The following is an 8964-nucleotide window of genomic DNA, read 5'->3' as shown; positions in this document are numbered from 1 at the left end:
CCAAGGATACGGTTCCCGACAGCCCGCCTTCGGAAATCTATGCTACTGCCCAGCAAAAACTGCAGGACGGTAACTTTAAGGGCGCGATTACGCAACTCGAAGCGTTAGATAACCGCTATCCATTCGGGCCGTACTCTCAGCAGGTCCAATTGGATCTGATTTATGCCTACTATAAATCTGCCGATTTACCTTTGGCTCAGGCCTCTATCGATCGCTTTATGCGTCTGAACCCAACGCATCCGAACATCGACTACGTCATGTACATGCGCGGTCTGACAGATATGGCGTTGGATGACAGTGCACTGCAAGGCTTCTTCGGGGTTGACCGTTCTGACCGCGATCCACAGCATGCCCGCGCCGCATTCCGCGACTTCAGCCAGCTGATCCAGCAGTATCCGAACAGCCAATACGCGACCGATGCCTACAAGCGTCTGGTATTCCTGAAGGACCGTCTATCCAAGTACGAGCTCTCAGTGGCGGAATACTACACTAAACGTGGCGCTTACGTCGCGGTAGTTAATCGCGTTGAGCAGATGATGCGTGAATTCCCGGATACCAAAGCGACCCACGATGCGCTGCCGCTGATGGAAAACGCCTATCGCCAGTTGCAATTGACTGCTCAGGCCGACAAGGTAGCGAAAATCATCGCCGCCAACGCGTCTTGAGTATTTGAGACGGGTACAAAAACAAAACGGCAGCTTCGGCTGCCGTTTTCATTTGCTGCAAATTCAGCCATTACCAGGATAAATACACAAGCAAAAACACGGTGTTAGCAAGGCTGCACCACCGGTTAACCTATCGATAATGCGCGTTCTGCTGCCAAGACTCAAGCGTTAGATGGCGGTTTCAGACGCTAAATCACAGATTGAACTAACTTTGCAAAAAGTGACAAAAATATGTGTTTTCCATCACGCATTTCGGCAAAAAGAGCGGTATGCTGAATCTATCCAAGACGGAAAGACAGAGAGGTAAGTTATATGACACTCAACATTACCAGCAAACAAATGGATATCACCCCCGCAATCCGTAATCATGTCGAAGACCGTCTCAGTAAACTGGAAAAGTGGCAGGCGCAGCTGATCAACCCACACATTGTCTTATCTAAAGAACCTAAAGGGTTTGCCGTCGACGCGACCATTACCACCCCTAACGGCCCGCTGGTTGCCAGCGCCAAACATGAAGACATGTATACCGCCGTTAATGAACTGATTGCCAAACTTGAGCGTCAGTTGAACAAAGTACAACACAAGAGCGAGGCCCGCCGCGCTTATGCCAGCGTGAAAGACCTGGCTCCGGTAATCACGCAGGAAGAAGAGGAATAACTCTGCAAGTGATTGTTTCACATCAAACGCGCCCGAGGGCGCGTTTTTTGTCTGCCGGTTTCTATTGACACAGTGAAAAGCCAGCGGTTACCTTAAACCTTGATTTACACACATTTTGGAACGCCATGAGCCGTAAACCGTTTTTCTTCGCATTCTTTTTTACCTTCCCCTGATTGGGAGGCGTTTCGTCGTGTGAGAAAGAATGCGAAGACGAACAACCAAGCCTCCTCAAGCAGGGGGCTTTTTTTATGGCTATTCGACAACCCGCCCCGTTGGACTTCAAGCTGCGACCTGCAAGACGACGGGAATAGAAGAATACAAGGCAAAGCTGATTATGACTGATAACCCGTTACTCGTGCTGCGCGAACGCATCAGCGCACTGGATATGAAATTGCTGGCCCTGCTGGCTGAGCGCCGTGAACTGGCGGTGGAGGTGGGCAAAACCAAACTGCATTCGCACCGCCCGATCCGTGATAAAGAGCGTGAACGCGATCTGTTGGACGCCTTGATCAGCGCCGCCAAACCTTATGATCTCGATGGTTTTTACGTCACCCGCCTGTTCCAGCTGATTATCGAAGACTCCGTGCTGACCCAGCAGGCCCTGTTGCAACACCAGCTTAACCAGACTAGCCAACATTCCGCACGCATTGCTTTCCTGGGGCCAAAAGGCTCTTATTCACATCTGGCTGCCCGCCAATACGCCGCACGCCATTTCGATCAGCTCATCGAATGCGGCTGTCAGAAATTCCAGGACATCTTTACCCAGGTGGAAACCGGCCAGGCGGATTACGCCATTTTGCCGATAGAGAACACCAGCTCCGGCTCTATCAACGATGTGTACGACCTGCTGCAACATACCAGCCTGTCGATCGTAGGTGAGTTAACCCTGCCGATCGATCACTGCGTGCTGGTAGCCAGCGACACCGATCTACAGCAAATCGAAACCGTTTATAGCCATCCGCAGCCTTTCCAACAATGCAGCCAGTATTTAAACCGCTATCCACACTGGAAGATTGAGTATTGCGAAAGCACCGCCGCCGCAATGGAGAAGGTCGCCAAGCTGAACTCGCCAAAAGCAGCGGCGTTGGGCAGTGAAGCCGGTGGGGCATTGTATAACCTGCAAGTGCTGGAACATAACCTGGCTAATCAGCAGCAGAACATCACTCGTTTCATTATTCTGGCACGTAAAGCGATTGAGGTTTCCGAGCAGGTTCCGGCCAAAACCACGCTGATCATGGCTACCGGTCAACAATCCGGTGCTCTAGTGGAAGCCCTGTTGGTGCTACGTGACAATGGCATCATTATGACCAAGCTGGAATCACGCCCGATCAACGGTAACCCGTGGGAAGAGATGTTTTACATTGATGTACAGGCTAACCTGCGTTCTGTCGCGATGGAAAAAGCATTGAAGGGCCTGACACCGATTACCCGCTCGCTGAAAGTGCTGGGCTGTTATCCAAGCGAAAACGTGGTGCCGGTCAATCCGTCTTAAGTAGCAAAAAGGGTTCGGCTATGCCGAACCCTTTTTCATCTATTGACGGCTATCGTTCGCCTGGCGCAGCAAGGAACGGCTCTCTACCAGGAAGCGCTGAGCATAATCACCAAACCAGTGCTCTACCTTCTGGAAGCTTTGAATAAAGGCCTGCTTGTCGCCCTGTTCCAGCAGCTTGATCGCCTCACCAAAGCGCTGATAGTAGCGTTTGATCAGATGAATGTTCTCTTCTGAAGACATGATGATATCGGCGTACAGCTGCGGATCCTGTGCAAATAGCCGCCCTACCATCGCCAGCTCCAACCGATAGATCGGTGAAGAGAGCGCCAGCAACTGCTCCAGTTGTACGTTCTCTTCGGCCAGATGCAGGCCGTAAGCAAACGTAGCAAAGTGGCGCAGCGCCTGGATAAAGGCCATATTCTGATCGTGTTCGACGGCGCTGATACGATGCAAACGCGCGCCCCAAACCTGCAACTGCTCCAGCAGCCACTGATAGGCCTCCGGCTGACGACCATCGCAGTACACCACCACCTGTTTGGCCACGCTGCCAACGTCCGGGCCAAACATTGGGTGCAAACCCAGCACCGGGCCGCCATGTACGGCCAGCATTGCCTGTAACGGACGGTTCTTCACCGAAGCCAGATCGACCAGAATGCAGTCCTGTGGCAGCGGCGGCAGTTGGGCAATCACCTGCTCGGTGATATGGATCGGCACGCTGACAATCACCATACCGGCATCCGCCAGCAGGGTATCCGCCTGTGGCCAATCCTCTTGATCCAACACTTTGACCTGATAACCCGACAGCGTCAGCAGCCGGTTGAACAGGCGGCCCATCTGGCCATTACCGCCAATAATGACGATAGGACGCAGCTGTGGGCACAGCGTTTTAAAGCCTTTGTCATTCTCACTGGTGTAGGATTCGCGCATCACGCGGCGCAGCACGTCTTCGATCAAATCTGGCGGAACACCGAGGCTTTCCGCTTCCTGGCGGCGAGAGGCCAGCATTGCCGCCTCCCGCTCAGGTACGTAAACCGGTAAACCGTAGTGGCTTTTGACTTCCCCTACTTCCGCCACCAGCTCCAGGCGTTTCGCCAACAGGGCCAGCAGCGCTTTATCTACTTCGTCAATTTGATCGCGCAATGCGGTCAGTTCAGCCACCATAACTCACTACTCTCCAGTGCGTGCCATCAGCGCAGCGCCGAGTTCCTGATGCATTTGGCGCAGCAGCGTCTCCGTGCTTTCCCAGTTGATACAGGCATCGGTCACTGAAACGCCATAGCGCATATCCACACGCGGCTGTTCAGAAGACTGGCTGCCCTCGTGCAGATTGCTTTCCAGCATGATGCCGGTAATTGAACGGTTACCCGCGTTGATCTGCTCAACGACGGATTCGGCAACCGCTGGCTGACGGCGATAGTCTTTATTTGAGTTGCCATGGCTGCAATCTATCATCAAGGACGGGTGGAGTCCCGCATCCTGCATCTGTTTTTCGCAGGCGGCAACGTGCTCAGCACTGTAGTTAGGCGTTTTACCGCCGCGCAGGATCACATGGCCGTCTGGGTTACCCTGGGTTTGCAGCAGGCAAACCTGCCCGGCCTGATTGATACCGACAAAACGGTGCGCCATGGATGCAGCGCGCATCGCGTTGATGGCCGTGCCCAGGCTGCCATCCGTACCATTTTTGAAGCCTACAGGCATTGAAAGGCCGGAAGCCATTTCACGGTGCGTCTGAGATTCTGTAGTACGCGCACCGATCGCCGACCAGCTGAACAGATCGCCCAGGTATTGCGGGCTGTTCGGATCCAGCGCTTCGGTCGCCAACGGCAGGCCCATGCCAACCAGATCGAGCAGTAGGCGACGCGCAATGTGCAAACCGGCTTCTACATCAAAGGATCCATCCATGTACGGATCGTTGATCAGGCCTTTCCAGCCAACGGTGGTTCTTGGCTTTTCAAAATAGACACGCATAACGATATACAGCTGATCGCTCAATTCAGCCGACAGGGTTTTCAGACGACGCGCGTAATCCAGCGCGGCATCAGGATCGTGGATCGAACATGGCCCACAGACCACCAGCAGACGGTGATCCTGCCCTTTAAGGATATTGGCAATGGTTTGGCGGGCCGTAGCGATTTCCGTTTCATCATTGGCACTGAGTGGGAACTGGTTCTTTAGCTCTTCCGGGGTGATCAGAACCTGTTCTGCACTGATATGTACGTTGTTGAGCGCGTCTTTTTGCATGATGCTATTCCTGTCGTTTGCCGTTGTGCGTGTGCGAAGTTAAAACATTGAGCGTTACAGGTGCTACCTTAACCACTCCTTGTAAAGTTTTCAATCCATTTGCTGTAAATAAAAAATTACCACGTAATACCAAGAAGAGCCCCGCCAGTTAAAAATAATGGGAAATCAACTTAATCACTTGTTTTATTTGAATTAAATAAAAAAAACAAACTGCTGAGGTGCAAAGAAGACTCGTCAATAACAACTGCCGTAAAAACCCGTAAGTGTAAATAAAAATGAACACATAAATCAGTTATTCATTCTCACTTGCGCGCTCAAAAAAACAACCTCCTCTCAGGGTAGGAGCGCTACATATTGCACCCGCTTAGCCAACACGTTGCTTGGCCCCGCCACACCCCCACCAAATTAAACAACTATAAAACAATTATCACACATTTAACTGTCAATTGATTTTCATTCCTTATTCATTTGAATCTATACCAGAAATAATAGTCACCCTATTGAATAAACATTGCGGGATCTCACAGTTATCCCCCGCTAAATAAATAACTATGGCGTAAATCGTTCACACCTCTTTAGGGGTACTCTGCGAAGACAGAGCCCGCACTGCCTGCACTGAGAAACGATGAGCGTTAGCAGTTTTTCTTTCTGACAAGGGACTCTCATGATCACGTTGCAATTCGCAATCATTATTATCTGCTTATTAGTTGGTACCCGATTTGGTGGTATGGGGCTAGGCTTAATAAGCGGTATTGGCTTATTTCTGCTGTGCTTTATATTCGGTTTGGAACCAGGAAAACCTCCAGTAGATGTCATGCTCACCATTTTGGCGGTGATCGGCTGTGCTTCGGTGTTACAAACCGCTGGCGGTCTGAATGTCATGATGCAATACGCCGAGCGGCTATTGCGCCGCCACCCGCAACACATCACTCTACTTGCCCCTTTTACCACCTGGACATTGACCTTCCTGTGCGGTACCGGCCACGTGGTCTACACCATGTTCCCGATCATTTCTGACATCGCCATCAAAAAAGGGATCCGGCCGGAACGCCCGATGGCCGTCGCCTCTGTCGCCTCGCAGATGGCCATCACCGCTTCCCCGGTTTCCGTGGCCGTAGTGTCACTGGTTTCGATCATTGCGGCCGGTCATGGGATCGGCAAGGCCTATTCTCTGCTGGAGATCCTGGCCGTTTCGATCCCGGCATCGTTGGTCGGCGTATTGATGGCGGCATTGTGGAGCCTACGCCGCGGTAAAGATCTGGATAAAGATGCGGATTTCCAGGCCAAGATCCAAGATCCAGAGCAGCGCGCCTATATCTATGGCGGTACAGAAACGCTGCTCAATCAAACATTCCCTAAGCAGGCTTACTGGTCCACGCTGATCTTCTTCGGCGCTATCGCTATCGTGGTCATGCTCGGTGCCTTCGCCGATCTGCGTCCTTCCTTTGCCGATGCCAAGGGCGTGTTAAAACCGCTGTCGATGAATCTGGTGATCCAGATGATGATGCTGATCGCCGGTGCCGTGATCCTGATGGGCTGCAAAGTCAAACCTAGCGATATCGCCAACGGTGCCGTATTCAAAGCGGGAATGGTCGCCATCTTCTCGGTATTCGGTGTGGCCTGGATGAGTGATACCTTCTTCCAGGCGCATATGGGAGAGTTAAAAGTGGTGCTGGAAGACGTGGTGAAAAGCCAACCCTGGACTTACGCCATCGTCTTGTTCCTGGTTTCCAAACTGGTTAACAGCCAGGCCGCTGCGCTGGCCGCCGTTGCACCAATGGCCTTGCAGTTAGGTGTCGAGCCTAAAATGTTGCTGGCCTTCTTCCCGGCGGCCTATGGTTACTTCGTGCTGCCAACCTACCCTAGCGATCTGGCCTGCATCGGCTTTGACCGTTCTGGTACCACACGTATCGGCAAATTTATCATCAACCACAGTTTCATCATCCCTGGCCTGATCGGCGTACTGTGCTCATGCATCACCGGTTATCTGCTGGTGATGACCTTCCTTTAATCGGGTTTCTGACGGCAACGGGCGAACCCCGTTGCCACGGTTAACACCGCAGTAAAAAGCCAATAGTATCACTAGACGAAAAGTGCATAAGTCCCCTCGTTAAACTAAAAACATAAGCTAACCAAGCCTATTTTTGTCCCCTCAGCGAACCGATATAATGTGATCGCCATCACTTATAATCACACTTAACTACTGGATCCAAAATGCTCTCTTTACGCGCTCGTCGCGCCATTCCGTTATATTTTAGCTGCTTGACTGCCTTCACCAGTATTTCCGTGTTCGCCGACAATACCCTCTTCACCGCGATGGACGATCCTACCACCGCCAAGAAGCCGTTTGATGGTAATGTTCAAGCTGGCTATAACGCCCAGTCAGGCAACACACAGAACTCGACCCTGTTGGCCAACACCAGCATGACCTGGTTTAACAGCGATACGGCTTACAGCCTGTGGGGCTCGGCAAACAACACCACCTCTTCTAACGTACGCTCCTCCGAGAAATACCAGGCCGGTGGCCGTACCCGTTATAATCTGACAGCTCGTAATTATATGTTCGGTCAGGTTGGCTGGTTGAACGATCGTTACAACGGTTACGACTCACGCTCTACGCTAACCGGGGGCTACGGGCGTCAGATCTTTAGCGAGCCGCGCCAGGATCTGCGTGTCGAATTCGGCCCAGGCGTACGCCATGACGAATACCACGGCGGTGGCCGCACCACCCGTGCCCTGGCCTATGGTGCAGCCAACTATTCCTACAAGCTGACAGACACGGCCCGTTTATCCGAAGGGTTATCCGCTTTGGCAAACGACGAAACCACCGTTAACTCCGAAACCGCGTTAAACGTCGCTATCAATAACGACTTCGCCCTACGGCTGGCCTACACGGTGACCTACAACACCAACCCACCGGCCTCAGCACCGAAAAATACTGATACGACCACATCTGTAACCGTGGTGTACGGTTTGTAATTTCGTCTCACAGCTCCGCGCAGCCCTCCTCTAAGCCCATCATTAATGGGCTTTTTTTATGCCTATCTGCAGAGTTACCATTTTGCTAAAAATAGCCCTATCTTGGCTTGACGACTTTAGCATTTTGATTAATACTGTATGCATATACAGTAATTATTGCTAAGGTAAAACCCATGATAAACCCGGCAAATGAGGCCAGTATCGACCCGCTTATCGTGGCCGACAGTCGCGTTATCCTACAGAGCAACCCGCTGCGACAGCAGATGTGGGGCTAATGCGATGGAGAGAATAACCTCATTCATTACCTACTCTGCAGCGCTATTTCTCGCCTGGCTAGGCAAGCTCTCACCGCAGGATGTTGCCTTTCTGATCGGCGCGGCTGTAGGGATCGGCACCTTCCTGGTCAATTGGTACTACAGACGCAAAAGTCTGGAGATCCTCAAAAGCATCGAACGCGATGCAGCAGCACGGAGACTTTTTGATGAACTCAATCGTTAAGCGTTGCAGCGCCTTGGCCATTCTGGCGATCGCCATGCTGCTGCCGCAGGCCAATCAGCTTAAGACTTCCGAACAAGGGTTGTACCTGATTGCCGATTTTGAGGGGTGCCAGTTAACCCCTTATCAATGCAGTGCTGGGGTGTGGACGCAAGGTATCGGCCATACGGCCGGTGTTATTCCAGGTAAATCCATCACACCAATGCAGGCGGCGGAAAACCTGCTGGAAGATATTCGCCGGGTGGAGAACCGCATGGCAGCCTGTCTGCCACTGCAGGTGCCCCAGGCCACTTATGATGCCGTTATGGCGTTTGCCTTTAACGTCGGTACGGGCGCCGCCTGCCGCTCTACCCTGGTTTATTTCCTTAACCATGGCCAATGGCAACAGGCTTGCGATCAGTTACCACGCTGGATTTATGTCAATGGCGTCAAAAA

General features: G+C 52.1%; 11 protein-coding genes and 1 other annotated feature. Of the genes, 8 read left to right on the top strand and 3 right to left on the bottom strand.

The window, feature by feature from the left end; translation table 11 throughout:
• From bamD to pheA, 4 genes are all read left to right on the top strand, one after another.
• Positions 1-665: outer membrane protein assembly factor BamD (bamD, locus tag ACLQ7H_RS12185; protein WP_411752892.1), on the top strand; the 665-nt coding region annotated here is incomplete at its 5' end.
• Between the two features lie 312 nt (positions 666-977).
• Entirely contained in the window at positions 978-1322 is a 345-nt protein-coding gene (gene raiA, locus ACLQ7H_RS12180) for a ribosome-associated translation inhibitor RaiA (protein WP_411752891.1), read from the top strand.
• Positions 1323-1446: 124 nt separating this feature from the next.
• Positions 1447-1572, top strand: a sequence feature (Phe leader region).
• Entirely contained in the window at positions 1448-1495 is a 48-nt protein-coding gene (pheL, locus tag ACLQ7H_RS12175) for a pheA operon leader peptide PheL (protein WP_192958309.1), read from the top strand. (Overlaps the previous feature by 48 nt.)
• An 84-nt stretch (positions 1573-1656) precedes the next feature.
• Entirely contained in the window at positions 1657-2814 is a 1158-nt protein-coding gene (pheA, locus tag ACLQ7H_RS12170; RefSeq protein WP_021182196.1) for a bifunctional chorismate mutase/prephenate dehydratase, read from the top strand.
• A 39-nt stretch (positions 2815-2853) separates the two neighbouring features.
• Here the strand turns inward: pheA and tyrA are convergent, their stop codons facing one another.
• A complete protein-coding gene (gene tyrA, locus ACLQ7H_RS12165) occupies positions 2854-3975 on the bottom strand; it encodes a bifunctional chorismate mutase/prephenate dehydrogenase (protein ID WP_411752890.1) in 1122 nt (373 codons plus the stop codon).
• 6 nt (positions 3976-3981) lie between these two features.
• Positions 3982-5055, bottom strand: a complete 1074-nt coding sequence (locus ACLQ7H_RS12160) for a 3-deoxy-7-phosphoheptulonate synthase (RefSeq protein WP_411752889.1) — start codon at positions 5053-5055, stop codon at positions 3982-3984.
• A 664-nt stretch (positions 5056-5719) separates the two neighbouring features.
• Between ACLQ7H_RS12160 and ACLQ7H_RS12155 the strand changes: the two genes are divergently transcribed.
• Both ACLQ7H_RS12155 and ACLQ7H_RS12150 read left to right on the top strand, forming a co-directional pair.
• The gene (locus ACLQ7H_RS12155; protein WP_411752888.1) at positions 5720-7066 is read left to right on the top strand and encodes an anaerobic C4-dicarboxylate transporter; all 1347 of its coding nucleotides are present in this window, start codon (positions 5720-5722) and stop codon (positions 7064-7066) included.
• A 203-nt stretch (positions 7067-7269) separates the two neighbouring features.
• A complete protein-coding gene (locus ACLQ7H_RS12150) occupies positions 7270-8034 on the top strand; it encodes a YdiY family protein (protein WP_411752887.1) in 765 nt (254 codons plus the stop codon).
• A 97-nt stretch (positions 8035-8131) separates the two neighbouring features.
• On the opposite strand, the gene ACLQ7H_RS12145 is transcribed toward ACLQ7H_RS12150, so the two are convergent.
• A complete protein-coding gene (locus ACLQ7H_RS12145; RefSeq protein WP_411752893.1) occupies positions 8132-8299 on the bottom strand; it encodes a hypothetical protein in 168 nt (55 codons plus the stop codon).
• Positions 8300-8313: 14 nt separating this feature from the next.
• On the opposite strand from ACLQ7H_RS12145, the gene ACLQ7H_RS12140 reads away from it, so the two are divergent.
• Both ACLQ7H_RS12140 and ACLQ7H_RS12135 read left to right on the top strand, forming a co-directional pair.
• Positions 8314-8532: an HP1 family phage holin gene (locus ACLQ7H_RS12140; protein WP_411752886.1), complete on the top strand. Its 219-nt coding sequence runs from the start codon at positions 8314-8316 to the stop codon at positions 8530-8532.
• On the top strand, positions 8516-8964 hold a 449-nt coding region (locus ACLQ7H_RS12135), incomplete at its 3' end, for a lysozyme (protein ID WP_411752885.1). The genes ACLQ7H_RS12140 and ACLQ7H_RS12135, both read left to right, overlap by 17 nt.

Source organism: Serratia sp. (in: enterobacteria), from assembly GCF_046715635.1.
GTDB lineage: Bacteria > Pseudomonadota > Gammaproteobacteria > Enterobacterales > Enterobacteriaceae > Chania.
Note: the sequence above shows the minus strand (reverse complement) of the source record. Positions and strands in the feature narration are given on the sequence as shown.

Excerpts from the sequence above, each read along its gene's own strand:
- pheA (WP_021182196.1), top strand. The coding sequence starts at position 1,657 with ATGACTGATAACCCGTTACTCGTGCTGCGCGAACGCATCAGCGCACTG.
- raiA (WP_411752891.1), top strand. The coding sequence starts at position 978 with ATGACACTCAACATTACCAGCAAACAAATGGATATCACCCCCGCAATC.
- ACLQ7H_RS12140 (WP_411752886.1), top strand. The coding sequence starts at position 8,314 with ATGGAGAGAATAACCTCATTCATTACCTACTCTGCAGCGCTATTTCTC.
- ACLQ7H_RS12160 (WP_411752889.1), bottom strand. The coding sequence starts at position 5,055 with ATGCAAAAAGACGCGCTCAACAACGTACATATCAGTGCAGAACAGGTT.
- ACLQ7H_RS12155 (WP_411752888.1), top strand. The coding sequence starts at position 5,720 with ATGATCACGTTGCAATTCGCAATCATTATTATCTGCTTATTAGTTGGT.
- tyrA (WP_411752890.1), bottom strand. The coding sequence starts at position 3,975 with ATGGTGGCTGAACTGACCGCATTGCGCGATCAAATTGACGAAGTAGAT.
- ACLQ7H_RS12150 (WP_411752887.1), top strand. The coding sequence starts at position 7,270 with ATGCTCTCTTTACGCGCTCGTCGCGCCATTCCGTTATATTTTAGCTGC.